At 58.4% G+C, this 26,914-nt stretch carries 20 protein-coding genes; 9 read left to right on the top strand and 11 right to left on the bottom strand.

Going from position 1 to position 26,914, the window contains the following annotated elements; translation table 11 throughout:
- Positions 1-35: 35 nt before the first annotated feature.
- The 3 genes from EKH79_RS02835 to EKH79_RS02825 all read left to right on the top strand — a co-directional run bounded on the left by EKH79_RS02835 (position 36) and on the right by EKH79_RS02825 (position 3,266).
- Positions 36-1,439 carry an MFS transporter gene (locus EKH79_RS02835; RefSeq protein ID WP_126672358.1) on the top strand — a complete coding sequence of 468 codons (1,404 nt, stop codon included), beginning with the start codon at positions 36-38 and terminating at the stop codon, positions 1,437-1,439.
- Between the two features lie 97 nt (positions 1,440-1,536).
- Complete coding sequence (locus EKH79_RS02830) at positions 1,537-2,238, top strand: pirin family protein (protein WP_126672261.1); 702 nt, start codon at positions 1,537-1,539, stop codon at positions 2,236-2,238.
- Between the two features lie 20 nt (positions 2,239-2,258).
- Positions 2,259-3,266 carry an NAD(P)H-quinone oxidoreductase gene (locus EKH79_RS02825; RefSeq protein ID WP_233590149.1) on the top strand — a complete coding sequence of 336 codons (1,008 nt, stop codon included), beginning with the start codon at positions 2,259-2,261 and terminating at the stop codon, positions 3,264-3,266.
- Positions 3,267-3,355: 89 nt separating this feature from the next.
- On the opposite strand, the gene EKH79_RS02820 is transcribed toward EKH79_RS02825, so the two are convergent.
- The 3 genes from EKH79_RS02820 to EKH79_RS02810 form a co-directional block, all read right to left on the bottom strand.
- Positions 3,356-7,096 (bottom strand): ESPR-type extended signal peptide-containing protein, encoded by a 3,741-nt coding sequence (locus tag EKH79_RS02820; protein ID WP_126672260.1) that lies wholly within the window; start codon positions 7,094-7,096, stop codon positions 3,356-3,358.
- 280 nt (positions 7,097-7,376) lie between these two features.
- Positions 7,377-7,634, bottom strand: a complete 258-nt coding sequence (locus tag EKH79_RS02815) for a hypothetical protein (protein ID WP_126672259.1) — start codon at positions 7,632-7,634, stop codon at positions 7,377-7,379.
- Between the two features lie 126 nt (positions 7,635-7,760).
- Positions 7,761-8,462, bottom strand: coding sequence for a response regulator (locus EKH79_RS02810; RefSeq protein WP_126672258.1), 702 nt, complete (start codon positions 8,460-8,462; stop codon positions 7,761-7,763).
- A 161-nt stretch (positions 8,463-8,623) separates the two neighbouring features.
- Between EKH79_RS02810 and EKH79_RS02805 the strand changes: the two genes are divergently transcribed.
- A complete protein-coding gene (locus tag EKH79_RS02805; protein ID WP_126672257.1) occupies positions 8,624-9,274 on the top strand; it encodes a response regulator in 651 nt (216 codons plus the stop codon).
- 157 nt (positions 9,275-9,431) lie between these two features.
- On the opposite strand, the gene epmA is transcribed toward EKH79_RS02805, so the two are convergent.
- Together epmA and ligA are read right to left on the bottom strand one after the other, a co-directional pair.
- Positions 9,432-10,403 (bottom strand): EF-P lysine aminoacylase EpmA, encoded by a 972-nt coding sequence (gene epmA, locus EKH79_RS02800; protein WP_126672256.1) that lies wholly within the window; start codon positions 10,401-10,403, stop codon positions 9,432-9,434.
- A gap of 2 nt (positions 10,404-10,405) precedes the next feature.
- Positions 10,406-12,796: an NAD-dependent DNA ligase LigA gene (gene ligA / locus EKH79_RS02795; RefSeq protein ID WP_126672255.1), complete on the bottom strand. Its 2,391-nt coding sequence runs from the start codon at positions 12,794-12,796 to the stop codon at positions 10,406-10,408.
- A 118-nt stretch (positions 12,797-12,914) separates the two neighbouring features.
- On the opposite strand from ligA, the gene EKH79_RS02790 reads away from it, so the two are divergent.
- Both EKH79_RS02790 and EKH79_RS02785 read left to right on the top strand, forming a co-directional pair.
- The gene (locus tag EKH79_RS02790) at positions 12,915-14,426 is read left to right on the top strand and encodes an MFS transporter (protein WP_233590147.1); all 1,512 of its coding nucleotides are present in this window, start codon (positions 12,915-12,917) and stop codon (positions 14,424-14,426) included.
- Between the two features lie 44 nt (positions 14,427-14,470).
- Positions 14,471-15,670 (top strand): cation:proton antiporter, encoded by a 1,200-nt coding sequence (locus EKH79_RS02785; protein WP_126672253.1) that lies wholly within the window; start codon positions 14,471-14,473, stop codon positions 15,668-15,670.
- Here the strand turns inward: EKH79_RS02785 and EKH79_RS02780 are convergent.
- The 5 genes from EKH79_RS02780 to EKH79_RS02760 all read right to left on the bottom strand — a co-directional run bounded on the left by EKH79_RS02780 (position 15,652) and on the right by EKH79_RS02760 (position 23,771).
- The gene (locus tag EKH79_RS02780) at positions 15,652-17,067 is read right to left on the bottom strand and encodes a cryptochrome/photolyase family protein (RefSeq protein ID WP_126672252.1); all 1,416 of its coding nucleotides are present in this window, start codon (positions 17,065-17,067) and stop codon (positions 15,652-15,654) included. The two genes, EKH79_RS02785 and EKH79_RS02780, sit on opposite strands and share 19 nt — an antisense overlap.
- A gap of 68 nt (positions 17,068-17,135) precedes the next feature.
- Positions 17,136-20,189 carry an efflux RND transporter permease subunit gene (locus EKH79_RS02775; RefSeq protein ID WP_126672251.1) on the bottom strand — a complete coding sequence of 1,018 codons (3,054 nt, stop codon included), beginning with the start codon at positions 20,187-20,189 and terminating at the stop codon, positions 17,136-17,138.
- Complete coding sequence (locus EKH79_RS02770) at positions 20,186-21,262, bottom strand: efflux RND transporter periplasmic adaptor subunit (RefSeq protein ID WP_126672250.1); 1,077 nt, start codon at positions 21,260-21,262, stop codon at positions 20,186-20,188. The genes EKH79_RS02775 and EKH79_RS02770 overlap by 4 nt, the downstream gene beginning before the upstream one ends.
- Positions 21,259-22,611 carry a TolC family protein gene (locus EKH79_RS02765; RefSeq protein WP_126672249.1) on the bottom strand — a complete coding sequence of 451 codons (1,353 nt, stop codon included), beginning with the start codon at positions 22,609-22,611 and terminating at the stop codon, positions 21,259-21,261. Before EKH79_RS02765 ends, EKH79_RS02770 begins: the two co-directional genes overlap by 4 nt.
- A 242-nt stretch (positions 22,612-22,853) precedes the next feature.
- Positions 22,854-23,771 (bottom strand): LysR family transcriptional regulator, encoded by a 918-nt coding sequence (locus tag EKH79_RS02760; protein ID WP_126672248.1) that lies wholly within the window; start codon positions 23,769-23,771, stop codon positions 22,854-22,856.
- Between the two features lie 103 nt (positions 23,772-23,874).
- Between EKH79_RS02760 and EKH79_RS02755 the strand changes: the two genes are divergently transcribed.
- The 3 genes from EKH79_RS02755 to EKH79_RS02745 all read left to right on the top strand — a co-directional run bounded on the left by EKH79_RS02755 (position 23,875) and on the right by EKH79_RS02745 (position 26,325).
- Positions 23,875-24,624, top strand: coding sequence for an SDR family oxidoreductase (locus EKH79_RS02755; protein WP_126672247.1), 750 nt, complete (start codon positions 23,875-23,877; stop codon positions 24,622-24,624).
- A gap of 219 nt (positions 24,625-24,843) precedes the next feature.
- On the top strand, positions 24,844-25,638 hold the full coding sequence (locus tag EKH79_RS02750) for an SDR family NAD(P)-dependent oxidoreductase (RefSeq protein WP_126672246.1): 795 nt from the start codon (positions 24,844-24,846) through the stop codon (positions 25,636-25,638).
- 141 nt (positions 25,639-25,779) lie between these two features.
- Positions 25,780-26,325, top strand: coding sequence for a cytochrome P460 family protein (locus tag EKH79_RS02745; protein WP_126672245.1), 546 nt, complete (start codon positions 25,780-25,782; stop codon positions 26,323-26,325).
- Between the two features lie 63 nt (positions 26,326-26,388).
- Here the strand turns inward: EKH79_RS02745 and EKH79_RS02740 are convergent, their stop codons facing one another.
- Entirely contained in the window at positions 26,389-26,850 is a 462-nt protein-coding gene (locus tag EKH79_RS02740; protein WP_199754097.1) for a cupin domain-containing protein, read from the bottom strand.
- Positions 26,851-26,914: the final 64 nt, after the last annotated feature.

Genomic DNA, 26,914 nt, shown 5'->3' with positions numbered 1-26,914 from the left:
CCGTCTTGAGTGAGGAAAAGGTCGACGCACCGGCGATGCTGCAGCCGGTGTTCCCTGATTACCGCGTCATTTCCCTGATCGTCGGCTGTGCAATTTTTCTCGAGCAGGTCGACGGCACCGTCCTCGCCACCGCTCTGCCCACCATGGCACGCGATTTTCAGGTGTCGGCACCGGCGATGAGCGTTGCCGTGACCAGTTACCTGCTTGCGCTGGCGATCCTCATTCCCGTCAGCGGCACAATTGCAGACCGCTTCGGTGCCAAGCGCGTATTCAATTCGTCGATTGTCGTTTTCATCATCGGCTCGATCCTCTGCTCGCTCACGCACAGCCTGCCGATGATGGTCGCGTCGCGGCTACTGCAGGGCACGGGTGGCGCGATGATGGCGCCAGTAGGACGCCTGGTGATTCTGCGCACCGTCGAACGCCGCCATCTGATTTCATCGATGACATGGACATTGATGCCCGCGATTCTCGGCACACTCGCCGGTCCGCCGCTCGGCGGTTTTATCGTCGAATATCTCGATTGGCGCTGGATCTTCTACATCAACGTGCCGATCGGCGTTCTTGGCTACTGGCTGGTTCGGCGATACATCCCGGTGGTGGAATGCGCCGTGCGGCCTTCGCGGTTTGATTGGCCCGGCTTTGCGTTGTGCAGTATCGGGCTTGGTTGCTTGCTGTTCGGACTGGAGCTGATCGGCGAGAACACCAACCTGTTTCACGCGTTGACCTTGATATCGCTGGGCACCGCGTCGCTGATGACATACGTCTGGTACGCCAAGCGCCGCGTCAATCCGGTGATGGATCTGACGCTGCTTCGCATCGACTCGTTCCGCTTGTCGGTCATTTCCGGTTCGCTGATGCGCATCACGCAAGGTGCGCAGCCGTTCCTGTTGCCGTTGCTGTTCCAGATCGGCTTCGGTTTCTCCGCGGTACGCAGCGGCCAGCTGATTCTGGCGACCTCGTTGGGCGCGCTGCTGGCACGCGGGTTCACCACACGCATTCTGCGCTGGGTCGGCTATCGCCGTGCCATGGTTTACAACGGCGTGCTCGCAAGCCTGGGGTATGCGGTCTGCGCGTTCTTCCAGCCTAACTGGCCGTTCTGGCTGATGTTCGGGCTGTTGGTGTGTTGCGGCGCGTTTATGTCGTTCCAGTTCGCTGCGTACAACACGGTGGCCTATGAAGCCGTCCCCACGGAACGGGTGAGCGTCGCCAACAGCTTCTATTCCACGCTGCAGCAGCTGATGCTCTCCATCGGCGTGTGTTTCGGTGCCCTGATCCTGAAATTCACGATGGCGCTGGCGAATAACGCCGAGCCCAGCCGGCTCAATTTTTCAGCCGCCTTCCTGATTGTTACCTTGATATCGCTCAGTTCCACCCGCTGGCATCGGGCGTTCGCCCACGATGCGGGGCATGAGATGAGCGGCCATCGTCAACGCTGACGAACGCCGCAACACACTGTTTCCCCGGCGACAGTTCTACACTGTCGCGACCGCCCTTATGTTTGCCTGCATCTGCCATGAAACCTAAGGTGTCCCCATGATCGAACATCGCCCCTTTGAAAGCCTTGGTGGAGCCGACCACGGCTGGCTCAAGGCCAAGCATCATTTTTCGTTCGCCAGCTACAACGACCCCAAGCGTATGGGCTGGGGTGCTTTGCGCGTGTGGAACGACGACATCATCGCGTCGCAAACCGGTTTCCCTCCGCATCCGCATGCGGACATGGAAATCATCACCTATGTGCGCGAAGGCGCCATCACGCATCGCGACAGCCTCGGCAATGAAGGCCGCACGGTCGCGGGCGATGTGCAGGTGATGAGCGCAGGCAGCGGCATCACCCACGCCGAGTACAACCTGGAGCCCGGTGACACGCGCATCTTTCAGATCTGGATCATTCCGGATGGTCGTGGTTTGCCGCCATCGTGGGGCACCAAACCGTTTCCGGCTGGCGAGCGCTCGGGGCGCTTTGTGCCACTCGCCAGCGGCTTCAAGGAAGACGGTGAGGCCCTGCCCTTGCGCACCGACGCACGCGTGCTGGGCGCAACGCTCAAGGCCGGGGAAACGACGAGCTATTCGCTGGCGAAAGATCGTTACGCTTATCTCGTTCCCGCAAAAGGCTCGGTTGACATCAACGGCACCCGACTGAATGCTCGTGATGGCGCGGCAATTCGCGATGAAGCGGTACTGGAAGTGAAAGCGCTTGAAGATACCGAACTCGTGCTGGTGGATTCGAGTCGATAAAACCACAAGGAGTTGCATGCATGCCGACGATGCACGCCATCGAAATCAGTCATCCCGGTGGGCCGGATGTGCTGCGTCTTACGCAGCGGCCTGTTCCGCAACCCGGTCCCGGCGAAGTACTGATCAAGGTGGCGGCATCGGGCGTCAACCGCCCTGATGTATTTCAGCGCATGGGCAAGTACGACCCGCCGCCGGGCGCTTCGGACTTGCCCGGGTTGGAGGTGGGTGGCGAGTTGATTGACGGCGACTTCAGTGGCTACAACCCGTTCGGGTTGAAGCCGGGCGATTTCGTCTGCGTGTTGCTGACAGGTGGCGGTTACGCGCAATACGCGGTGGCACCGCTCGCTCAATGTTTGCCGCTTCCTGAAGGATTAAACCCGCTCGAAGCGGCGTCGTTGCCTGAAAATTACTTCACCGTCTGGACCAACGTCTTCGACCGCGGCCGCCTGGGGCTCAACGAAGATGGTTTGCCGGAGAGCCTGCTTGTGCAAGGCGGGTCCAGCGGCATTGGCGTCACCGCGATTCAGCTGGCTCATGCGTTAGGCCATCGTGTCTTTGCCACCGCAGGCAGCGACGACAAATGCCGCGCTTGCGAATCGCTCGGCGCCGAAGCCATCAATTACCGCACGGAAGATTTTGTCGAACGCATCAAGACGTTGACCGACCGTTGCGGCGTGGATGTGATTCTCGACATGGTCGCGGGCGATTACATTCCGCGCGAAATGGACGCGCTCGCCGACAACGGTCGACTTGTACTCATCGCCACACTCGGCGGCGCGAAGACGACCATCGATGTTCACAAGTTGATGCAGCGTCGAATCAGCATTACCGGTTCCACGTTGCGCCCACGATCCGTGGCTTACAAGGCGGCCATTGCAGCGAATCTGTACGAACATGTCTGGCCGCTCTTTGCGGAAAAACGTCTGCACCCGGTTATCCACGAAATATTTCCTGCACATGAAGCGCCGCGCGCGCATGCATTGATGGAAAGCAGTGCGCACATCGGCAAGATCCTCTTACGCTGGTAGTGCACAAAAAAACGGGCGCCGAAGCGCCCGTGTCAATGCAGCGAAGGCTCACCAGGAAAGGCACCTTCACCGCTGACCCATGATTTCGGTTACCACACCATCGAAGCACCGAAGCCCACACCCACATCACCCTGCGTGGTACCGGTGAGGCTACCCTTCAACACCCAGCGGCCGCCCGGCGTAATGGTGGACATACCCACCGCGATCGCCGCCTGACCATTGAACGCACCGACACCAGCACCGACCGAGCTTTGATTCGGCTGATACGCCTGCGGGATGTTCGTCATGGCGATGGCGCCTGCCGTACCCGCATCCGCATGCCGACCAACGCTGGTGATACGGCTATTCAACTGACTGGCCTTCTGGTCGACGTAGCTCTGCGCCCAGTTCTGTGATGACTGCAGCTGCGACACATTCACGGCGTCCGTTGCATTCACGCCTGCCGCCACGTTGGTGATCGTGCGCTCGTTACCCGCCGAACCCACCGACACGCTGTTGGCCTGCGTGGCGACCGATCCGGCACCCAATGCGACCGAGTTAGTCGCGTTGGAGGCCACCGAAGCACCCTGACCCACCGCCGTGCCCGACGCCGCGTTGACGCTGCTGCCCGACCCGACCGCTGTGCCGTTCGAGGCCGACGACGCCACTGTCGCATTGTTGCCCACGGCCACGCCGTTGCTGGCATTCACACTAGCGCTGGAACCCAATGCCGTACCGCCGGTGTTGCTGGCAACGGCATTGCTACCGACCGCCGTGCTGTTGTCGCCCGTCGCTTGTGCACTGTCGCCCACTGCGGAAGCGTTATCACCCGTGGCCGCCGTGTTGTAACCCAGCGCGACGCCTGTGGTGTCGCCCACATTAGCGGCTGCCGACGGCTGTGCACTGGCGTTGGCCGCTACGTAATCCGGAGTACCACCGCCGCTGCCGCCATCGTTCTCCAGCGTAGTCACGCGGTTGTCGATATTCGTCACCTGACCGTTGACGGTGTTGATCTGATTCTGCAGGTCGGTCTGCAAACCGGACAGCTGACCGAAGTTCACCGCGTCATACTGATTAACGCCATTCGCAACGTTGGTGAGCACCACCGGAGCCGCTGCACCCATACCACCCAGCGTTACCTGACCACGGTTGGTGCCAGGGTCGTAAACCACAGCGTCCATCGTGTTGCCGTTGTCATCGACCAGGCCCGCCGACTTCAGCTGCGCCACGTTCACAGCATCGGTATCTTCCGTACCCGCCGCGACATTGGTGATCTGACGCTCCTTGCCGGCACTCCCCACAGAGACCGTGTTGGCACGATCGGCGACGGAGCTGACACCCAAGGCAACCGAATTGTTTGCAGTAGCTTGTGCATTCACACCCAGCGCCGTACTCGATGAACCTGTTGCCTGAGCACCGAAGCCCACAGCCGTACCAAAGTCGCCCGTCGAGTTGGCGTAAGCACCGACGGCGGCACTGGCCAAACCCGTGGCCTGCGCGCTATCACCCAGCGCCGTACCGCCGGTGCTGGCTTGCGTGTTCGCACCAATCGCGGTGTTGGTGATCGGAGTACCGGCATATCCCGGAATATTCGCGCCGGCCACACGGCCTTCGCTAAGCGATGCGGTGGCACCTTGACCCACGGCAACCGAGCGTTCGGCAGAGGCCGAGGCACTAGCACCTACAGCCACCGAGTTTTGACCACCTGCCGAAGCGTCGTCTGTGCCATCGTTCTTGCCATTAGCCTGGAAGTAACGCGTGCTGGCGGCAACGCCGTTTTGCAGATTGGTGATGTCGGTGGTGTTCTGGCTCACCTGCTGATTGGTCGCGTACAACTGCGAACCGTTCACCGCATCAGTACTAGTCGCGGACAGGCTGCCCTGGGCCACATTAGTGATCTTGGTGCCACCCGTCAGGCCGCCATCGGTCGAGACAGGGCCACCCATCGTGACGCTACCGTAGTTCGGCGTGCCATCGGCGTTCTCGTCATAGGTCACCGCTGCAACGGCATTGCCATCGTTGTTGATCAGGCCGGATGACTTCAGCTGGGCCACGTTGACCGCATCGGTGTCGCCGGTACCCGCGGCGACGTTGGTGATCCGACGCTGGTTGCTGGCGCTACCTACGGAAATGGTGTTGGCAACGTTGGCCACGCTGTTGGGGCCGATCGCCGTCGCGTTTTGCGCCGTTGCCTGAGCGCTGTTACCAATCGCCGTTGCGCCGACAACGGCGGCCACACTGTTGGCGCCGATCGCCGTAGAGTTTTGCGCAGGTGCCTGAGCGCCGGCACCGATCGCCGTTGCATTCGCCTGGGTTGCAACAGTGTTAGCGCCCAACGCGGTAGCTTGAGTAGCAGAGGCCAACGCACTGGCACCCACAGCCACCGCGTTTTGACCCGTTGCAGACGCATCATCCGTACCATCGTTCTTGCCATTGGCCTGGAAATAACGCGTGCTGGCAGCGACGCTATTCTGCACATTGGTGATGTCCGTGGTGTTCTGGCTCACCTGCTGATTGGTCGCGTACAACTGCGAACCGTTCACAGCATCCGTGCTCGTACTCGACAATTCGCCCGCAGCGACATTGTGCAACGCCACTGGCGCAGTCGCTGTAGCACCACCCAGCGTCACACTGCCATGCGAGCTGTCGTCGTACATGACGGCATCGGCCATCTGACCTTGCAGCGTAGTGATGTCGCCTTCGTTGATGGTTACACGGTTGCCAAGGTTGGTGATGTCAGAGGTGTTCTGACCCACTTGCTGATTGGTCGTGTACAGCTGCGAACCGTTCACAGCATCCGTACTTGTGGCAGACAATGTGCCAGCTGCCACGTTATGGATCGCCACCGGACCGGTCGACTGACCGTTGCCCATGGTCACGCTGTTGTAGTTCGGCGAGCCGTCGGCGTTCTGATCGTAGGTCACCGCAGCGACAGCGTTGCCGCTGCCGTCGATCAGGCCGCTTGCTTTCATCTGCGATACATTCACCGCGTCGGTGTCGGCCGTGCCGGCTGCGACGTTGATGATTTGGCGCTCGCTGCCCACTGCGCCGACAGAGACGACACCGGTACGCGTACCCACGTCCGAATTCGTACCCAGTGCGACAGAGTTGGTGGTGTTGGCGTGAGCACCTGAGCCCAAAGCAACGGCATTGTCCGCATTGGCTTGCGAACTGAGACCCATGGCGATGGCATTTTCGCCAGCTGCCGTGACTTGGTATCCGAAGGCCATGGAGCCGGTGCCAGTGGCGTTGGAACTCCACCCCATGGCAAAGCTCTTGTCCGCACTAGCATGAGCGCCGCCGCCAATGGCCGTAGCGGCATCGCCCGTTGCCGTACTGTTTGTACCGATCGCGGTCGCGTTGGTACTCGTTGCCTGTGCGCTCTGACCAATGGCTGTAGCCCAACCACCGGTTGCTTGAGCACCCGCGCCGATGGCTTGTGAATATTTGCCAGCGGTTGAATAAGCACCAATCGCGACGCTGGCGTTGGCCGTCGTCGATGCATGATCACCGATGACAACCGTATTTCCCGTGGCGGCCGAAGCGGTATTACCAATGACCACGCTGCAGCCATAAGCGCCGGCGGGCAAGCTGGGATCGGCAGTACAAGCCGATGCACCGGCTGCGTTATCACCCAACACGACATTGCCGGCATTGCCCTGGGTCACGTTGTTGCCCAGGGTCTGCGCGCTTGCATAACCGGTAAAGCCCACACCCGCGACAGCGGCTGTCAGTGCAATCAATGACGCCATCGAGCGGGTCGACTTTTTCTTGCGGCCTTTGGCCAATTCGGATGCCACTACCCACTTACCGGTGGCGGCGTTCCAGACGATGCGATAGATGGTGTTCATACGATGGTTTCCTGGTGAGTTTGGATGAGATTCGGACGCACCTTTTGTTGCCCGATCGTTTGATCACGCAACGATTCCATTCGATGAAGAAGAGACGATTCCGTTAGATGCGCCGGCATCGCGGTGATGTCGCGAGGCCACACCAGGAATGCTAGGAAAGAGGCCTTCTCGGACCTATCGGACCAGACCTAATTTGCGCTAGTACTAGTCTTAAATTTGCGCCCACTGAGATAAAACGCTCCTTTCCGGGGGCGTCGATACAGGCAATGCGTCTTAGCGCTTACTTGCTACGCTTACCTTTACGCCGCTTTTTTTTGCTGACGACATAATCGGCGGCGGATTCGGCAATCATTCGCGCCGTCGGATTTTCAGATTCGCGGCACTGGCTGGACCAATACTCCATCAACGACCGTTGCCGCTGCGGCGAGCCGTACATGAAATTGTTGAATTGCTCGGAAAATGCAAGACGTTGCGCCCTGTCGAGCAGGCCGAACCCGAGTAGTACGGTTGATACTTCCGTATCGTACGAGTCGTCCACGATGCATGCCTCTGTGCAAGGAGGGCCGCCCCGAATCGGTCCTGAAGTACACAAAGGCTATCCACGTGATTGAAGGCATGCTATCGGACAGCGCCGATCACACACAGCATGCGCACGCACACGACGTCAGTCGTTACTTACATCTTCGTCGGATTGACGTGCTTTTTGCCGCGATGTTTGCGACGCGGAAACAAGGCCGTGTGCAACGGCGTATTTGAATACATCTGCATCGCGCTGAAGACCAAGTTTCTTCATGGCCGCCATTTTTTGTGCGCTGATGGTTTTGCTGCTGCGGCCGGCGCGCGCGCCGATTTCGGATACCGACAATCCCTCTGCATAAAGGCGCAGCACTTCGGTTTCTCGCTTGCTCAGTTGCGGCGACGGATTGGCCGTGTCTGCATCAGAAACAGCTCGCTCAAGAATTTGTGCTACCCGTGGCGAGACATAGCTGCCCCCGGCAAAAGCCGTACCAATGGCGGATTCAAGATGTTGAAGATCGTCGGATTTACTGACGATCCCAACGGCACCCAAGTCACGAATTCCTTGCATCACTGCGTCGTTCTCGATACCGGTGAGCACGACGAGGCGCGTAGCAGGAAAACGGCGCTTGAGGAAGCGCAATAACGACAAACCATCGCCATAACGCCCGCCAGGCATCGAAAAATCCGTTACTACAACATCGCAGGCCGATCCGGTCAGCAAGGCCACCAAGTCTGTTGAGCTGGTAACCGCTCCAATAAGGGAGATACCGTTGAGTCCGGTCAACAAATGCTCCATGCCGGCCAGTAAGGTCGGATGGTCATCGGCTACGGCAACCCGTATGGTCAATCCCTGGTCCTCGCAATGTCACAAACCCGCGGCACGGCATTGTCTAAACTAGCACAGCCCCTGTATGCGCGGCCTGACTGAAGCTGACGTCTAGTACTACGATTATCCCACTGGGCAAGCGCTAATATCCTCAGGCTATGCGATGAATAGGCGCCACCGGAATGGACACTCACATTCGAGTCGTAGTGGCCGACGACCATCCGGTGATACGGATGGGCATCGAGGCGTTGCTCGACGATATATCTTCCCTCGAACGGATTGGCTCGGCTGCCGATTCGACGCAGCTTGTTGCACTGCTGGACTCTCAGCCATGCGACGTCCTGGTAACCGATTACGCCATGCCGGGCGGTGATTACGGTGATGGCATGGAGCTGATTACCTTCATCCGTCAGCGTTATCCCGATTTGCGCATCATTGTGCTGACCGGCATGGAAAAGCTGGCGTTGATTCGCAGCCTGATGACGCATGGGGTCAACGCCATTCTCAGCAAGACCGACGATATGTCGCATTTGCGCGCGGCTATACAAGCTACGCGTACGGGTCGCCGTTACTACTCGCCACGCATTTCCAGCATGCTCAAAGCATTGCCGGCGACAGGCTCTGCACGTCTGTCGCAACGGGAATCGGAAGTTATCGCGCTATATGTCGGGGGCGACAGTATCAACGTCATTGCCGAAAAATTGCAGCGAAGCAAGCAGACCATCAGCACGCAAAAAGTCAGCGCGATGCGCAAGCTTGGTATCGAGACCGATGCTGATCTTTTCAAATATGCGATTGAGCTTGGGCTGACACGTAAGTCGCCGGCGGAATAGAAATGTAATTTGCGAGAAGGTCGCTTGGTTGCTCGTCATTCCGGCGTAGGCCGGAATCCAGTAACGGCAACGCATAATATGTAAACGCAGTTATGCAGCTTTTCGACACTGGATTCCGGCCTGCGCCGGAATGACGAGCAAAAGAGCCTCGGGGCATTTAAGCCTGGGAAAATGGGAAGGCCAGTACGTCACCAATCTTGTCCGTCCCCGCCAAGCACATCAGCAAGCGCTCAATACCGAGCGCGACACCCGCACATTCAGGCATCTTGCCAAGCACTGCAAGCAGTTGCTCATCAATCGGCATCTCCCGCAAACCACGCTCGCGCCGGCGCGCGTTATCGCGCTGAAAACGCGCGCGCTGTTCCGATGGATCGTTGAGTTCCTGATAACCGTTCGCCAGCTCGTAAGGCCCAAGATACAGCTCGAAGCGTTCTGCCATCGGCGGATCGCCCGGACGTATACGAGCCAGTGCCGCCTGGCTCGCCGGAAAGTCGTGAATGACGGTGATGCGATCGAGCGGAAACGCCGGTTGCAATTTGTGCGTGATTAGCAAATCCAGCCAATCATCACGCGTGAGTCCCGACGGCTCGATGTTGTATTCGGCAAGCGGTGCACGCAACTCGTCAATCTCGGCATGCAATGGATCAAGCAATAACTCATCGATAAAAAATTGACGATAGCCTTCGATCAAGACTTCCGCTCGACGCCCAACCATGGCCAGCGCGGATTCGACCAGCGTAATCGTCTCTTCCATCAGTTGCCGGTGGCTCCAACCAACGCGGTACCACTCCAACATGGTGAATTCGGGGTTATGCCGCTCGCCGGCTTCACCGTTGCGAAAAACGCGGCCCAGCTCGTAGCAATCGCCCACGCCATCGGCGAGCAAACGTTTGAGCGGATGCTCCGGTGATGTGCGCAGCCAGCGTTCGCGCGCACCGGCATCGATGTGACCACTGAAAGGCGCGGTAAAACTTTCGATGTTCGGGTCCGTGTTACCTGCTGCGGAAAGTATCGGCGTTTCCACTTCCAGCACGTTGCGCTCGGCAAAGAACGCACGAATCAGCGCGTACAGTTGCGCGCGTCCCTGCAAGCGCCGGCGAAATGGCGTGACGACCAAATTGGCGTCCATGGCTATGATGTCCCGTGCGTCTTGAAAAGTTTGAGCAGCCGATCTTCGTCCCATACCTCGATACCGAGCTCTTGAGCTTTGTCGAGCTTCGAACCTGCCTCTGCACCTGCCACCACGAAACTGGTTTTCTTCGATACGCTGCCGGCAACCTTTGCGCCTAGCGCTTCGAGTTTCTCCTTGGCTTCGTCGCGCCCCATGCTCCCCAGCGTGCCTGTGAGAACCGCCGTCTGACCTTCCAGGGGCAGTTTTCCCGATGAGGCCGCCTTTTGAGACGTCGCTGCAAGCAAATGGTTCATCGCCTGCTCGGCCTCATGCAATGCCTTGCGGTTGTCTTCGTCGGCTAGGTATTCCTCAAGACTGGATGCCGCGTTCTGCGGAAGACCCGCCGGTATCCAGTGCTTGCTGCCACCGCTATGCAATTTGCTTACGGTAGAAAAATGTTCTGCTAACAGTTCGGCGTTACGCCGGCCGACGCCATTAATGCCGGCATTTTCGAGCAGGGTCGCCAAGCTCAGTTTCTGGTGCAGCTTGGGCGACGGGTCCGATTCATCCGTCAACGTGATGCCGGCTTTCAGCAGCGCGTCCACGACAGTGCGATTGCCATCCTGTTTGAAGAACGCGGCGATGGAACCCGCGACCTCGTTGCCGATGTCGGGCAGCTCACGCAATACACCCGCAGGCATGCTGCGTACCCACTTGAGGCTACCGAGCCAGGTGGCGAGCGTCTTTGCAGTGCTCTCGCCGATGTGCACGATGCCCAGTCCATAAAGAAAACGCGCAAGGGTTGTCTTCTTGCTGTCTTCAATAGCGTCGATAAGGTTTTCAGCCCACTTGGTGGCGATCTTGCCGGCCTTGACCGTTTCGGGCGTAGTTCCATCGCGCTCGTCGGCACGTTGTTTCATTTCAAGAAAATCATCGAGCTTTAACTTATAGAGATCGGCGGGCGTGTGCACGTAACCGAAATCCACGAGTGCATCGACAAAGCGTTCGCCGATACCTTCGATATCCATCGCACGGCGCGATGCGAAATGAATCAATGCCTCCTTGCGTTGCGCAGCGCAAATCAGCCCACCGGAGCAACGCCATGCAGCTTCACCCTCCTCTCTCACCAACGCGGAGCCGCACACCGGACAATGCGTGGGCATATGCCAGGGCTTGGTTTTGGCTGGCCGCTGATCGAGTACCACGCGCACGACTTCAGGAATGACGTCGCCCGCACGACGCACGATAACGGTATCGCCGACGCGGACATCCAGTCGCGCCACCTGATCGGCGTTGTGCAACGTCGCGTTGGTGACGGTAACTCCCGCGACTTGCACCGGCGTCAGGCGCGCAACGGGGGTTGCCGCACCCGTACGACCTATCTGGATTTCAATCGCATCCACGATCGTGCTTTGTTCCTGCGCCGGGAATTTGTGCGCAATCGCCCAGCGCGGTGCGCGCGCGACGAAACCCATTTCGCGCTGACCGGCGTAATCGTCCAGCTTGTACACAACACCATCGATGTCATAAGGCAGTTTGTCGCGCTTGGCGCCGATGCGTTTGTAATACTCGATAAGGCCATCGAAACCTTTCGCAACACCAACCTCCGGCGAAACAGGAAAACCCCACTCGCGTAATTTCTGCAAGGTTTTCGAATGCGTCGACGGAAGCTCGCCACCTTCCACGGCGCCCACGGCATAGGCAAAGAAGCTGAGCTTGCGCTTGGCCGTGATCGCAGGATCAAGTTGTCGTAACGAACCTGCCGCGCCATTGCGCGGATTGGCCAGAGGCTTCTCGTCATGCTCGCGTGCGTACGCATTGAAGGCTTCGAAATCCCTGCGCAACATAATGATTTCGCCGCGCACTTCCAGCACACGCGGCCAATCGTCACCGCGCAAGCGCAATGGCACTGCGCGCACGGTACGAAGGTTGTTGGTGACGTCTTCACCTGTTTCGCCATCGCCACGTGTGGCACCTTGCACGAACACGCCTTTCTCGTAGCGCAGGCTGATCGCCAGGCCATCCAGCTTGGGTTCGACCGAGAACACCGGATTGCTGCGACCCAAAGTCTGCTCGATGCGGCGCTCGAAATCAGCGATCTCGCGATAGCGCTCCCGATCATTGTCGCCTTCGAGCTCGAACGCGTTGCTCAAGGACAGCATCGGCAATGCATGGCGCACTTCCGCAAAGCCGCCGGCAGCGCGCGCTCCGACGCGGCGCGTGGGCGAGTCGGGTGTGATCAAATCCGGATGACTCGCCTCCAGCGCTTCCAGCTCGCGCATGAGTTTGTCGTAGTCGGCGTCTGGAATCTCCGGATCGTCGAGCACGTGGTAGCGGTAATTGGCGTGTTCAATAAGCTGGCGGAGTTCGTCCGCGCGCTGTGCTGGCGAAGATGCTGACGATTTGCTCATGCCCGAAGTGTAACGATTCGTGAGTTTGCGGATGAAAGTCGTGCCTGGAACATCAGCGTGCGGCGAACAAGGTACAGCCCGTTAGCGACGTCAGACGCGTGCCTTTCTGCAGGGTTCCATGGTTGCCAGAAAGGCTGCGTTCAAGCAATTAGCTGCCATAGCAGGTATCATAACGCCTATGCCGCCGTCCCCTGCCGTATCCACCGCCACCGCTGATGCGGCTCTCGCGGATATCGGTACGCGAGCCTCCCGGGAGCGTTACATTGGCCTGATCTGGCTGGTGTCTGCCGCATTCTTTATGCAGGCGCTGGACTCCACGATCGTCAACACGGCCGTCCCTGCCATCGCCAGCGCGTTGAACGAAACGCCGCTGAACATGCGCAGCGCGCTCACCAGTTATGTGCTGACGCTGGCGATCCTCATCCCGGCCAGCCCCTGGCTGTGCGACCGCTTCGGCACGCGACGCGTATTTGGCGTAGCCATCGGCACCTTTGCCATCGGCTCGTTGTTATGCGGCCTCTCCCAGACACTTCCCGAACTGGTATTAGCGCGTGTGCTGCAAGGTTGTGGCGGCGCCGCGCTCATGCCGGTGGGTCGTTACGTCCTGGTTCGCAGTATCGACAAACGCGACTTCGTCCAAGTGATGAGCACGGTCGCAACGTTCGGCTTACTTGGCTCGGTGCTTGGGCCGCTGCTCGGCGGCGTGCTGGTGCAATACACGAGCTGGCGTTTGATCTTTCTGATCAATGTGCCGGTAAGCATTGTGGGAATGTGGCTCAATCACCGCGAAATGCCGGAATACCGGCTGGATACAGCCAATCGTTTCGATCTGTTCGGATTTCTGCTGTTTGCGGCAGCCTCCGCATTGCTGCTGGCTGCGTCGGAATTTGCAGCGGACGAAAACATCCGCTGGGTTGAAATGGGTTCGCTCGTCGTGATGGCTGTCCTGTTTGGATTCGCCTATGTCTGGCATAGCCGCCGCACGGATCATCCGGTGGCGGATCTGCGCTTGCTGCGGGTACGCAGCGTATGGGTTGCGCTGTCGGGCAACTTGCTCACACGGCTGGGCGTCAGCGGCATGTTTCTGCTGATCGTGTTGTTCCTGCAGGTGGGCTGCGGATGGTCGCCACTTATGGCGGGCCTGATGATGGTGCCGCAGGCGCTGGGCTCGATCAGTGCGAAGTGGCTGGTCAATCGCATGCTTATCCGTTTTGGCTATCGACGCCTGCTGTTCGCCAATACGCTGATCGTCGCGCTATCGATTGCGATGTTCGCGCTGCTTGGCCCCGAAACACCGATGGCGCTGATTGCGTTGCTGGTGTACGTCTACGGCGGTTTCATGGGCATGCAATACACGGTCATGAACACGCTTATCTATACGGACCTGGACGTCAAATATGCCTCGATGGCGTCGTCCATGGCATCGACTACGCAATACCTCTCGATGAGCTTCGGCATTGCGATGGCCACCCTGCTGATGCAAGCATTCCTGCATGGTCAGGGTAGTCATGCCTACGTGGTCGCATTCCGCTGGACCGTCATCGTGCTGGCTGTCGTCACGGCTGTCGCCAGCCGCGTGTTTGCCCGACTCGACAAGACACCGAAAACGCCTGCCCCATCCACCCCTTGAGCGAGTAGCATGGCCCAAATGCTCATGATCGATGGATGCCGACCATGCACCATGCCAATGAAATTCTACTCTCGCTGTTTATCGTCTTCGTGGCGGCACAGCTCGGTGCCGAGATTGCGCAACGACTGAAATTGCCGGGCGTGGTGGGTGAAATCGCTGCGGGTTGTGTCATTGGCCCATCGTTACTTGGCTGGATTACCCCGGAGCAGATTGCTTCCGGAACGCCCCTGGATGTGCTGTCCGAGATTGGCGTGGTGCTGCTGCTCTTCTCCGTCGGTCTCGAAACGCGGCTGGAAGATCTTAAGAAGGTTGGCAAGTCTGCGATGCTTGTTGGGATACTTGGCGTGCTGCTGCCATTTGGCATGGGCGGTTTCTGGGCGCACGCAAGCGGATATCCCTGGGGCAAATCGCTTTTTGTCGCTGCCGCATTTGTCGCAACGTCGGCCGGCATTACAGCCCGCGTATTGCAGGAACTGGGCGTGCTGCAGCGCGTAGAAAGCAAGGTCATTCTTGGCGCGGCGGTCATCGATGACATCCTTGCGATGTTGCTGTTAGGCGTTGTCGTGTCGTTGCAAGGCGGCGAAGGCTTCGACCTTTTCCATCTAGTCGCCGTACTCGCTGGCGCCATCGGCTTTATCGCCGTCATCGGCTGGGGCGGCACACGCGTCATGCGCTGGAACTCGACGTGGCTTGAAAAGCCCCGCAGTGTGTATTCGCCCTTATTGATCGTGCTAGCGCTGTGCCTGGGGCTCGCCTACGTATCCACGCTGTTCGGATTGGCGGCGATCATCGGCGCCTTCCTCGCCGGCATGATTGCTTCGGAGACACGTCAGCAACATACGCTGGAACAGCAGATTCAACCGTTGCTTGCACTACTCACGCCATTCTTCTTCGTCCTGACGGGCAGCAAGATCGATCTACATCAGCTTGCCAATGCGGATGCATTGATCGCACTGGCCGTGGTCACCGTCATTGCGATCATCTCCAAACTGCTGGGTGGCTTTCTCGGCGCACTGTCACTGGGCCGGATGGGCGCAGCCATTGTTGGCTTCGGGATGGTGCCGCGTGGTGAAGTCGGCGTGGTGATTGCCAGCCTTGGTCTTGCCGCTGGTGTATTCAACGATCAGATGTACGCGATCATCGTCGCAATGTCGTTACTGACAGCCATGGTTACGCCGCCGATTCTCGCGTGGCTGCTACGACGAACGGTCAGCGAAACCAACGTTCAACCGCGCGACGCTTGATAAGCGTACAGCGCCGCCTGGCGCGATTCGCCAAGATCGATCATCGGCGATGGATAACCTCTGCGTTTAAGCAACTCACCGTCTTTCCAGGGCTCATGCAGCAATGCATCGGGTAAGTCGCGAAGTTCCGGCAACCACCGGCGCAAATAAACACCTTTGGCATCGAACTTCTGCGCCTGCGTGACCGGGTTGAAGATACGAAAATACGGGGCCGCATCAGCTCCGCATCCGGCGACCCATTGCCAACCTAGCGTGTTATTGGCCAAGTCGGCATCGACCAGCGTGTCCCAAAACCAACGCGCGCCGTGATGCCAATGGATGCGCAAATTCTTGGTCAGGAAACTGGCCACTACCATGCGCACGCGATTGTGCATCCAGCCGGTATGCCAAAGCTCGCGCATACCCGCATCGACCAGCGGAATGCCTGTTCTACCCTGTTGCCAACGCTCGAGTCGCACCTTGTTTGCAGGCGCCCATTTGAAGCGCTCGAATTTCGGATTGAAGTTTTCCGTGGGTGTCTTCGGAAAGTGATACAACAGGTAATGCGCAAATTCGCGCCAACCCAATTCGCGCAGGTACGGCTCGATGTCCGGCCGCTTTTTCGGATCGCGCTTTCGCAGCAGATTAGATAAGCCGTGATGAATCTGCCGCGGCGATATCTCGCCAAAATGCAGATGCGGCGACAACCTAGACGTACCGTGCCGTGCCGGCAGGTCGCGCGCCGTTGCGTAGTCACTCACGGCGTCATCGGCGAACAATTCCAGCATGCTGCGCGCGCCTGACTCGCCAGGCGTCCACGCTTCGAGCATGCCTTGGTCCCAGGCAATCTTCGGCGATAGTTCAAGCGATGAAAGCGATACGCCGTTCTTGATTGACGCAACACGAAGCGGAGACGGAACCGGTAAAGGTTCCGTCTCTTCAAGCATGGTGCGCAATTTACGCCAGTAAGGCGTAAAGACCCGATAAGGTTGCTCTTCATTCGTCAGCAACTGCCACGGCTCTTGCCATAACGCGCCGTTGAAGCTGTGAACCTCAATGCTCTGCTCTCGCAACGCGGCTTTGATGCGCTTGTCACGTTCAATAAACGCCGGTTCGTACAAGCGGTTCCAATAAACCGTATCGGCACCGCTTTGCTTTACGATTTCAATGAGCGACTTAAGACTGTCGCCCGTGCGGATATGAAGGGAACCGTGGCGTTCGCGCAACTCAGCATCCAACGCCTGCAACGCGTGATGCAGCCACCAGCGGCTAGCTGCTCCTGGCGCCCAGTCACCCTCCTCATCCGGCGCATGGATATAAAGCGGCACCACCTCGGCATGATGGGCGCACGCCTGATGAAGCGCGGGATTGTCGCTTAGACGAAGATCGCGTCGGAACCAGACAATGGCAGTACTCATGCCATCAGTGTGATGATTTTTGCGTAGAAGGCAAAGCTTTATCTCTGGCCGATGTGCTCACGAGACCATCACACCGGCTGACTGGATTTTCCCCGGCGCATAAGCGTCGCATACAGCACGGGCATCACCAGCAAGACCAACGGCACCTGTACCAGCATGCCCGCGATGATGGCCACAGCCAGCGGCTGTTGCATCTGCGATCCGCTGCCCAGCGCTAATGCTAACGGCGACAGCGTAAGAATGGCCGCGAGTGTCGACATCAGGATCGGGCGCGTGCGGAACTGTGCGGCGGCGAGCAATGCATCGTGAAGCGGCAGTTTTCCGGATGTTTCTTCCAGCTCCGAGAAATAGAAGATCGCCACTTCCGTCACGATGCCGACAATCATGGTCATGCCCATCATCGCGGAAATATTGAGTTCTATCCCGGTCACCCATAGGCCGATAAACACGGCACCCATCGCCAACAACGGCATGGCGAGGATGGCCAGCGCAATGCGAAAGCTTTCATACAAAAACAGAAGCAATGCAAATACCAGCGCAATAGCGGCAAGCAGCACAACCGTCAGCCCTCGAAAGGCTTCCTGCTGCTGTTGGTACAAACCGCCAAGCTGGTAATACATGCCTTTAGGCAACAATCCCGGCTTGGCGAGCATGGCTTTCACATCATCAATGGTCGCGCCCATACTGCGACCCGCAATGCGACCCGTAACCGCCACCATGCGTTTGAGGTTGTTGCGGGTGATCTCCGGCTGGCCTTGCACCACTTGCAGCGTCGCCACTTGCGATAGCGGCAACAGATGGCCATCGGCCGCGCGAATCGGCAATGCAGACACGTCTTCCAGATGCTTGGATGACGACACCGGCAATCGCACGCGCACGCCGACGACTTTGCCTTCGGCAGGCAATTGCGCCGCAACCGTACCGTCGATAGCGGCGGTCACCTGATCAGTGACCGCTGCAGGATCGAGACCTTGCAACGCTGCCTTGGCGGGATCGACGGTCATCGTCAACGCATCGCCTGCGGGATTGATGCCGTTGAGCACACCATTCACGCCATTGATCTTGCCAAGCGCGTCGGCCACATGCTGTGCCGTGTCATTCAGTTCATCTGCGTTGTCGCTGTAGAGCTGAATTTCGATCGGCTCGGGCACGGCAACCAAGTCGCCGATCATGTCTTCCATCAGCTGCGATACATCCACATCGAGACCCGGCACCTTTTGCTCGGCCTCCTTGCGAATATCGTTCATCACATCTTCGGTAGACGGACGCGAGCCATTTTTCAGGCGCACGAAGATATCGCCTGTGTTGGCCTCGGTCAGGCCATCGCCCAACTGCAAGCCGGTACGACGCGAATAGGTGTCCACATACGGGTTGGCGCGAATGATCGCTTCGACCTGATTGAGCAAACGCCCGGTTTCTTCCAGCGATGTACCGGGCTTGGAAATGTAGTCGAAGGTGAAACCGCCTTCGTCCATTGCAGGCATAAAGCCGGTACCGACACGGTTGTATGCAAGTACACCGACAACCAGCAAGGGAATGACAATCACCAACACCCACACCGGTTGCTTGAGCCAACGTTGCAAGGTGCCTTGATACCGCGTCATCGCACGCTGTGAGAATTTGCCTGGCGCATGATCGGCGACATGCTTGCGGTCAAGCAATCGCTCGGAAAGCAGGGGCACGACCACCCATGTCAGCAGATACGAAATAACCAGCGCACTCGCCATCGTCAACGACAGCGCCTTGAAGAACGCACCGGTGACACCGGTGAGAAATGCCAACGGCAGAAAGATCACGACCGTCGCAGCGCTGGAACCCGTCAGCGGCCGTGTGAATTCCCATGCCGCATGCGCGATACGTTCACTGACTTCGCCTCGCACATCACGCAGGCGCCGCATGATGTGCTCAAGCATCACGATGACGTCGTCGATGATCAAGCCAACCGCGGCCGCCATGCCACCCAGCGTCATCATGTTGAAGCTCATGCCGAGCACATGAAGCAGCAAGACGGTGATGGCCAGCACTGCTGGCACGACGAGCATCGCAACGATGATCACGCGCGTATTGCGCAAGAAGACAAAAAGCACCAGACCGGCCAGCACGATACCGACGAGAATCGCGTCTCGCACACTTCCGGCCGCGCCCGTCACCAGCTGCGACTGGTCATACCAGTTGGCGACCTGCACGCCAGCGGGCATCTGCGCCGCATAATCGTGCAGGCGCTGCTTGACGTCGCTCGCGATCTGTACGCTGTTGCCATCAGGCTGCTGAAAGATCTGCATCAGCACGGCGTCCTGACCGTCGGCCGTGACGCGAATCCACTGTGGAACGTGGCTGAGCGTCACATCGGCAATATCGCCAAGCCGTACAACGCCATGACTATCCGCGCGAACCACGATGCCGCGTAACGCGGCAATAGTGGAAGGCTGATTTTCAGCCAGCAGCAAATACAGCTTGTAGTGATCAGATACGTGACCCATCGCCTCGATAGTCGCCGCGTGACTGACGGCGTTGGCGACATCGGTCAGGCTCAGGTCCTGCGCACGCAGGCGATCTGGATCGACGTCAGCGTGAAACTCGGCGACTTCGCCACCTTGCACGCCGACGTGCGCAACACCAGGGATACTGCTGAGCAACGGGCGCAACTGATACTGCGCCAAATCGTACAGCGCGCTCGGTGACACCGTATGCGAGCGCAAGCTGTACGCAAGCATCGGGTACGTGGTCGGGTCCATGCGCCGGCTGCTGAGCTGCGTACCCGCGGGAAGCTCGGGCAGAACCTGACTGGCCGCCGCATTCACATCGCCCAACGCACGGCTCATGTCCGTGCCCCAATCGAAGGTGACTTCGATATCGGCACTGCCGCGGCTGGTGGTGGAACGCACGTCGCGCACACCGGGCACGCGTCGCAATGCATCTTCGATAGGCGTGGTGACTGCAATCGCCATCTGATCGGCTGGACGGTCGCCAGCATCGATCGTCAATTGCACACGCGGAAAGGCGACGTTCGGAAACAATGCCACCGGCATGTAAACGGCACTTGCGATGCCGCCTATCGCCAACATCAAAACCAGAAACAACAGCGAACGCCGATGGCGTTGCATCCATGCAGTGACACTCACTTGGACGACTCCTGCTGCTCCCGGATGGCATCGCCGTCGTCAAGTTCGTAGCTGCCAAGCACAATCACGCGCGTCTTGCCGTCGAGCTGACCTACTACACCCACCGTGTCTCCCTCGGGATGCTTTACGGTGACGTCGATACGTTTAGCGTGATCGTGATCCGCGGCAAAAACATAATCACCCTTGTCGTCATGCAATACCGCTTCGCGCGGCAATGCCCAGGCGCTGTAACTGGCAGTCTCAATCGTTGCGCGCACTGCGGAGCCTGCGACGAGGCTTTCGCCCGCATTGGACGGCAGATCGGCCTGGAGTGGCAACAGATGCGTTTGTGCATCGACGGCGCGTCCAACCATCGTGACATGGCCGGTCAACGCATCGGCGTCCCCATACACGCCTTCGACCTGCACCGGCATGCCTGTTTTAAGTTTTGCGGCATCGTCAGGCTGCACACTCAAGCGCGCGATCAATCCGTGAGAAGGAGTAAAGGACAACAGCGCGGCATCAGCCTGGAAGCGATCGCCAAGATTCACATTCAGCGCAACAACGACGCCGTCGGCTGGTGCACTGATCACTTCGTCCGTAGAACCGCCACCCAATGCGCGCTGCGCTTCAAGCCCGGCCTGCGCATCGTCCAATGCTTTGCGTGCGGTTGCCAGCTGCGACTGCGTTGCTAGATGCTGGGACACCAACTGCTCGGTGCGCTTCAATTCGCCGCTCGCAAGATCCATGGCGCTTTGCGCCTGCCGATAGGCGTTACGCGCTGCCGGATCGGGCGCAATATGAATCAGTGCCTGACCGCGCTGCACGGTTTGACCGGCCGCTACGTCCAGACCCGTCACCTGACCGCCGTGGCCGAGACTGATCACCGTGGCGCGGTGCGGATCACCCGCCGCCGTCCCCCACGCCTCGATCGTGTCATGAAATGTCTGGTTTACCGGCGCCGCTGTGGTCACGAGCACTTGACCGCTGACGTCGGGCTTGTCGTCGTCATCGCCAGCACCACCGGCTGCACATCCGGACAGCCAAAGACACAGCGTGACGAGCGCGATACGCGTGGGAAAGGATCGAATCATGGCGTGGATGCTGTGGCGTTGGGTGTTTGCAGCTCGGTACTTCCGAGCAAGGTTTCTAATGCGATCGCCTGTTGCGATTGCTGATCGCGTACGGCGATGAAGTCCATGTCGGCGGAAAGTGCATTTGCACGAATGGAAAGATACGTCGGCCAGTCCAGCAAGCCTTTTTGCCACGCAACTTCTGCGGCGCGGCGTGCCTCGTCCAGGCGCTTGGACTGCGAATCCAGCAGGTCGCGTTGACGTTGCAGCGTTTCCTCATCTGCCATCAATTGTTGAATGTCGTTGCGCGTGGTGAGTACGCGGCCCTCGTAATCATCCTTGAGCTGTTGGCGCGTCGCTTTCTCTATGGCGATGTTGCCACGATTGCGATCGAACAACGGCAATGTCAAACCTAGAGTGAAACCGTTGGTGAGCACATCGCTCGTATCGCGCTGACGATCGACACCAAGCGTCAAGGCCGGAAACTGTGCACGTATGGCGCCACGCAAGGTGTCTTCCTGCGCCTTGTATCCTGCTTGCAAGGCCAGAAGATCCGGACGCCGACGCGGCAGATCATCCAGTGCTTGCTGCACCTGTTCCGGCGTTGCCGACGTCACGTAAGGTTCGCCGACCAGATCGAGTGGCGCATTCGGCGCCAAACCCAGCAATACGCGCAAATCATGTTCCGCCTGATGCAACTGAATGGTGCAATCGGACAACCGCTTGCTGGCATCGGCATAAGCATTCAGTCCAGCACTCGCGCTGTCGTACGTCAGGTTTCCCTGTTGCAACGCCTTGCGCACATCCGCATCCACCGGCGCCAAAGCGTTCTGCTCAGCGGCCAACTGCGTGTACTGCGCGCGCAGCGACATGACCTGATTGAATAGCAGACGCGATTGCGCCACCGTCTGCCACTCGGCCCATAACAGATCCAGATTAACCTGTTCGGCCTGCCCTTTTGCAGCGGCCTTGCGGGTGGAACGCAGCAGCAAACTGGTTATGTCTTCGCTGATGCCGAGGTTGTAGGCACTCGTGAACCCCGGCTGCTTATGTGCCAGAAAATCCTTGCCTGCGGAAATCTGCGGGTCGGGCAACAAGCCGGCTTCAAATACCTGCGCACGAGCGATACCCAACTGATCGCGCTGAGTGCGAAGGTCGGGATTATTGGCGACGGCGAGCATGGCGACATCAGTCGAATCGAGCCCCATCGACGGGTCGAAACGATGTTCGCGCAACGCGGGCAACGGCATGTCGGCCACATTGACCGAAAGATGCGAAACGTCCTGCGCGCCCCGCCCGTCACCCAACGGCAACGGCGAATACGTTGCGCAGCCGGCAACCAGCATCGCGCTCACTATCGCGCAGGCCATGCGTGCGTTCAAAATTATCTCGCGATGTAGCCAAGCCTTGACCAACCGTACCTGCACGCCTATAGCCCTATTGCCGTATCGCCTAAAGGCTAGCGGCGTTGGCTTAGCGGATACTTTGTTGCGGTTTGGTAACCTTGCGCTCGAAGGGCTGATAGAAGCATTCATTTAATATTTAAAATCATAGAGTTGCGTAGCATTCACCTAGCGCAATTCGAGCCACATCGAAGCCCCCTTTACGGCTGTTATTGCAGCCGATCTATACCGTGAACCAAGCGTTGTGCAAGTCGCGGTTGCCGCAGCTGTGATAGCCACCATTCCATCGCGCGGCCTACATGATCGCTGCGCCAGGCGACATAAAGCACATTGGGTTCGCGCTCATCGGCGACGCGTTTTTCGACCAGCTCCCCTTGTTTGAGTAACGACTGCACGCGCCGGCGCGGCAGCCAGCCGATCCCCAGGCCCTCGCACTGTAAACGTATCTTGGCATGCATGCTGGGTACGGCCATGGTCTGCTGGCCTGACAACCAACCGTATCCGCGACGGTCGACGGTGCGCGATGAGTCGGCCACGACCACGGCGCGATAAGGAAGCAGTTGTTCCTGTTGCAGTGGTTCGCGGACTTTCGCCAGAGGGTGACGCGGTGACACCGCGAACACCCATTCCATAACGCCCAGTTCGAACCATCGCAACTTCGGGATGGCTGGAGGTTCGTTGGTGGCGCCGATCACCAGATCCGCACGCCCATCGCGTAGAGCCTCCCACGTGCCGTTCAAAACTTCATGCGTGATGCGCAGCGCGACACCCGATTGCAACGTATCGAATGCGCGGATCACCGGCACGAAGGTATCGAATTCCAGGATTTCGTCCGTCACGATCCATAACCGGTCTTCCCAGCCGCTGGCCACTTGCTTGACGCGGCGAGTGAGCCGCGAGACATCCAGGGCCAATCGCTGCGCTTCCTGTGCCAACAACTGGCCGGCCGGCGTGAGTTGCAATCGGTAGCGTCGACGGTCGAACAGCAACGCATCGAAGCGCGCCTCCAACTGCCGGGCGGCGTGCGAAACGGTTGATGGCGCTTTGCCTAAGGCATTGGCAGCCCGAGTGAGGCTTCCGCTATCGCTAATCGCCTGAATCAAGGCCAATTCTTCGTCGGATAACATGTTCGATACCTTCGAACGAGTGCGTCGAAGCGATGGTACGGCAAGTCGGGAATGAGCGCGCAGGATACGTCCATCCCAACCACTTCCCTCAAAGGGGCACACCATGAATCGCTTCAACGGCAAAACCGTACTCGTTACCGGCGGCAACAGTGGCATCGGCCTGGCAGCTGCAAAGGCCTATGCGGCCGAAGGTGCACGCGTCGTCATCACCGGCCGTGATACCGCAACCCTGGAAAAGGCAGCTGCAGAGATCGCGACCGACGTCGTCGCACTGCGCAGCGATGCGGCGTCATTGCATGACGCCAAGCATCTGGCTGAGGTGTTGAACCAGAAAGGTATCCGCCTCGATGCCGTTTTCATCAACGCCGGAATCGCGAAATTTGCCCCATTCGCTGATGTGGATGAAGCACTGTGGGATCAGATCTTCGACATCAACACGAAGGGCGCGTACTTCCAGATCCAGGCGCTATTGCCCATCCTCAACAAAGGCGCAGCAATCGTCATCAACGGTTCGATCAACGCGCACATTGGCATGCCGGCGTCGAGTGTGTATGCCGCAAGCAAAGCGGCATTGATTTCGCTCGCCAAAACGTTGTCGGCTGAGCTGTTGCCGCAAGGCGTTCGCGTGAACGTCGTAAGTCCTGGCCCGATCAGCACGCCGATCTATGGCAAGTTGGGTCTGGATGAAACTTCGCTGGACGCCACTGCCAAGCAGATACAGGCCCAGGTACCACTAGGCCGGTTTGGCACCCCCGAGGAGCTGGCAACCACGGTATTGCATATGACGGCGCTGGAGTCGGCGTTCATCGTCGGCACCGAAGTGATTGTCGACGGCGGCATGAGCCAGCTTTGAACTGGAACCATTGTTCTGAGTGCCTCCGATTTAGACGCTGTGATCATTCCGGGTAGCGGACACTAGCCGATGAAGAAGCGTCCAACCGAGCCATTTGAGTCCTCGTGATGTTCCGGACAAAACCGCGCAGCAACTCGCACCCACTTTAATTAGGCCGAACGATCACTATCTGAAACACGTTCGGCCTCTTTTTTTCCATCACGCAGATTGGAATTTTCTATGCGAATCGAACTCCACAACAAAACGGCCATCGTCACCGGCTCTACAGCCGGCATTGGTCTTGCCATTGCAAGCGGACTGGCAGCCAGCGGCGCGCATGTCGTCGTTACTGGCCGCACTCAGGCTCGCGTCGATACCGCACTCGCAACCATTGCGAAGGATGTACCGAATGCGAAAGTGTCAGGTATAGCCGGCGACCTTGGAACACGCGAAGGCGCCGAGCAATTGATCGCTGCGGTGCCGGATACCGATATCCTCGTCAACAACCTGGGAATTTTCGAACCGAAGGCCTTCTTCGACATCCCTGATGAAGAATGGCTTCGCTTCTTCGAAGTAAATGTGCTGAGCGGCGTTCGACTGTCGCGTCATTACGCACAAGGTATGGCCAAGCGCGGCTGGGGCCGTATCCAGTTCATATCCAGTGAATCGGGCGTGCAGATTCCACCGGAGATGGTGCATTACGGCACTACCAAGACTGCACAACTGGCCGTTTCACGCGGTCTTGCAGAAACGCTGGCTGGAACCGGCGTCACAGTCAACGCAATCCTGCCTGGTCCCACGCGTTCGGAAGGCGTCGGTGACTTTTTCGGCAAAATCGCCGCCGAGAAACGCGTGACACAAGCAGACGTCGAACGCGACTTCATCGCGACGCATCGACCGACATCGTTGATCAAGCGTCTGGCAACGGTGGAGGAAGTAGCCAATCTGAGTGTGTATCTTGCGTCGGAACAAGCATCAGCCACTACCGGTGCTGCTGTGCGCGTCGATGGTGGTGTTGTGCGATCGATTATTTGAGATCGCACTTAATAGCCTTTTCACTCGCTGCGACATGTCGTTAACTCTTAGCGTGTTATAGCCAACGTCCGCGCATCGACGCCGCCTCGCTGCGTACGCTCCATCGTTCGACCTTTGCGAACCAGATAGGAGATAGTTGTGATGAGGCCCAAGAGCGTTCGAATAGCCGTATTGCTTGTTGCATTGTTAGGCATCGTTGGAGGCGTCACGATTGCAGCGCACGATGAGCAAGACAGATCCACACTCAAGATACCTAACGGAGGACTCGCGTTCTCCGACTTCAAGGGCTATGAGTCGTGGCAAGACGTTGCGGTGAGTGAAACAAAAACCAGCGTCAAGGCGATTCTGGCAAACGACATCATGATTCAGGCCTATAAGGACGGCATTCCAGGTAACGGAAAGCCTTTTCCCGAAGGGTCCAAGATCGTCAAAATCGAGTGGCTCAAGAAGGTGAATCCGAAGTCGCCTTATTTCGTTGAAGTGCCGGACACCCTGGCGACGCTTTCATTTATCGAGAAGGACTCGAAGAGATTCCCGAACACCCACGGATGGGCCTATGCGAAGTTCTCGAACGATCCAACTACGCAAATGCTCAAGCCGGCGGTGAGCGGCCCGGAATGCGGGTATGCATGTCACACAGCCGTTGCTTCGCAGGATTACATCTTCACGGCATATCCACCGAGGTAAAGCGCAATACCGGCGGGCGATAAGCTCGGGGTTCCTCGCGTGAGCCGCTCGCGAGCTTTATCGTCAATCACTATCCTTGAGTTTTGTGTACGCCTCGTCCTTGCCCGCCGTGTAAAGCCTCACCCCCTTATGTGGGTAATCACAGACATCGTGTTCCAGCCGTTGCCCAACAACTAGGAACACGAGAGGTTCGCTGCCTGCGTTGGTAATGACGTGGGCAGCCCCTCTGCGGGGAAAGCCCAGAAAGTCGCCAGCACTTACGTTGCAAACTTGTTCGTCGATAAGTGCCTCGCCATTTCCGGAAAGAATGTATAAACATTCCTCCTCATAGAGATGCCGGTGATATTCGGAGGAGTCATGGCCAGGCATCAGGGTGATGATGTGAGCCCCGAGTTGCGTCAAACCAACGACATCACCCACTGACTTTCTGAGTCGAATGGCGTTGGGATTCAAGGTATGGACCGCACGTGTGACGCTCATCGCCTCGATATCGGCGGCTTTCAATAGCTCTTTGGGTTGCTTCACCTAGCAGACTCCACTTCTCATTTGATACACGGGCGTTGCACGAACAACTTAAGCTGCAAACATA

Origin of the sequence: Dyella dinghuensis (assembly GCF_003977615.1) — a bacterium.
Taxonomy (GTDB): Bacteria; Pseudomonadota; Gammaproteobacteria; order Xanthomonadales; family Rhodanobacteraceae; genus Dyella_B; species Dyella_B dinghuensis.
The sequence above is the reverse complement of the archived record's forward strand: the minus strand, read 5'-3'. Positions and strand labels throughout refer to the sequence as shown.

Excerpts from the sequence above, each read along its gene's own strand:
- EKH79_RS02835 (WP_126672358.1), top strand. The coding sequence starts at position 36 with ATGCTGCAGCCGGTGTTCCCTGATTACCGCGTCATTTCCCTGATCGTC.
- EKH79_RS02830 (WP_126672261.1), top strand. The coding sequence starts at position 1,537 with ATGATCGAACATCGCCCCTTTGAAAGCCTTGGTGGAGCCGACCACGGC.
- EKH79_RS02825 (WP_233590149.1), top strand. The coding sequence starts at position 2,259 with ATGCCGACGATGCACGCCATCGAAATCAGTCATCCCGGTGGGCCGGAT.
- EKH79_RS02820 (WP_126672260.1), bottom strand. The coding sequence starts at position 7,096 with ATGAACACCATCTATCGCATCGTCTGGAACGCCGCCACCGGTAAGTGG.
- EKH79_RS02805 (WP_126672257.1), top strand. The coding sequence starts at position 8,624 with ATGGACACTCACATTCGAGTCGTAGTGGCCGACGACCATCCGGTGATA.
- epmA (WP_126672256.1), bottom strand. The coding sequence starts at position 10,403 with ATGGACGCCAATTTGGTCGTCACGCCATTTCGCCGGCGCTTGCAGGGA.
- ligA (WP_126672255.1), bottom strand. The coding sequence starts at position 12,796 with ATGAGCAAATCGTCAGCATCTTCGCCAGCACAGCGCGCGGACGAACTC.
- EKH79_RS02790 (WP_233590147.1), top strand. The coding sequence starts at position 12,915 with ATGGTTGCCAGAAAGGCTGCGTTCAAGCAATTAGCTGCCATAGCAGGT.
- EKH79_RS02785 (WP_126672253.1), top strand. The coding sequence starts at position 14,471 with ATGCACCATGCCAATGAAATTCTACTCTCGCTGTTTATCGTCTTCGTG.
- EKH79_RS02780 (WP_126672252.1), bottom strand. The coding sequence starts at position 17,067 with ATGAGTACTGCCATTGTCTGGTTCCGACGCGATCTTCGTCTAAGCGAC.
- EKH79_RS02770 (WP_126672250.1), bottom strand. The coding sequence starts at position 21,262 with ATGATTCGATCCTTTCCCACGCGTATCGCGCTCGTCACGCTGTGTCTT.
- EKH79_RS02765 (WP_126672249.1), bottom strand. The coding sequence starts at position 22,611 with ATGGCCTGCGCGATAGTGAGCGCGATGCTGGTTGCCGGCTGCGCAACG.
- EKH79_RS02760 (WP_126672248.1), bottom strand. The coding sequence starts at position 23,771 with ATGTTATCCGACGAAGAATTGGCCTTGATTCAGGCGATTAGCGATAGC.
- EKH79_RS02755 (WP_126672247.1), top strand. The coding sequence starts at position 23,875 with ATGAATCGCTTCAACGGCAAAACCGTACTCGTTACCGGCGGCAACAGT.
- EKH79_RS02750 (WP_126672246.1), top strand. The coding sequence starts at position 24,844 with ATGCGAATCGAACTCCACAACAAAACGGCCATCGTCACCGGCTCTACA.
- EKH79_RS02745 (WP_126672245.1), top strand. The coding sequence starts at position 25,780 with ATGAGGCCCAAGAGCGTTCGAATAGCCGTATTGCTTGTTGCATTGTTA.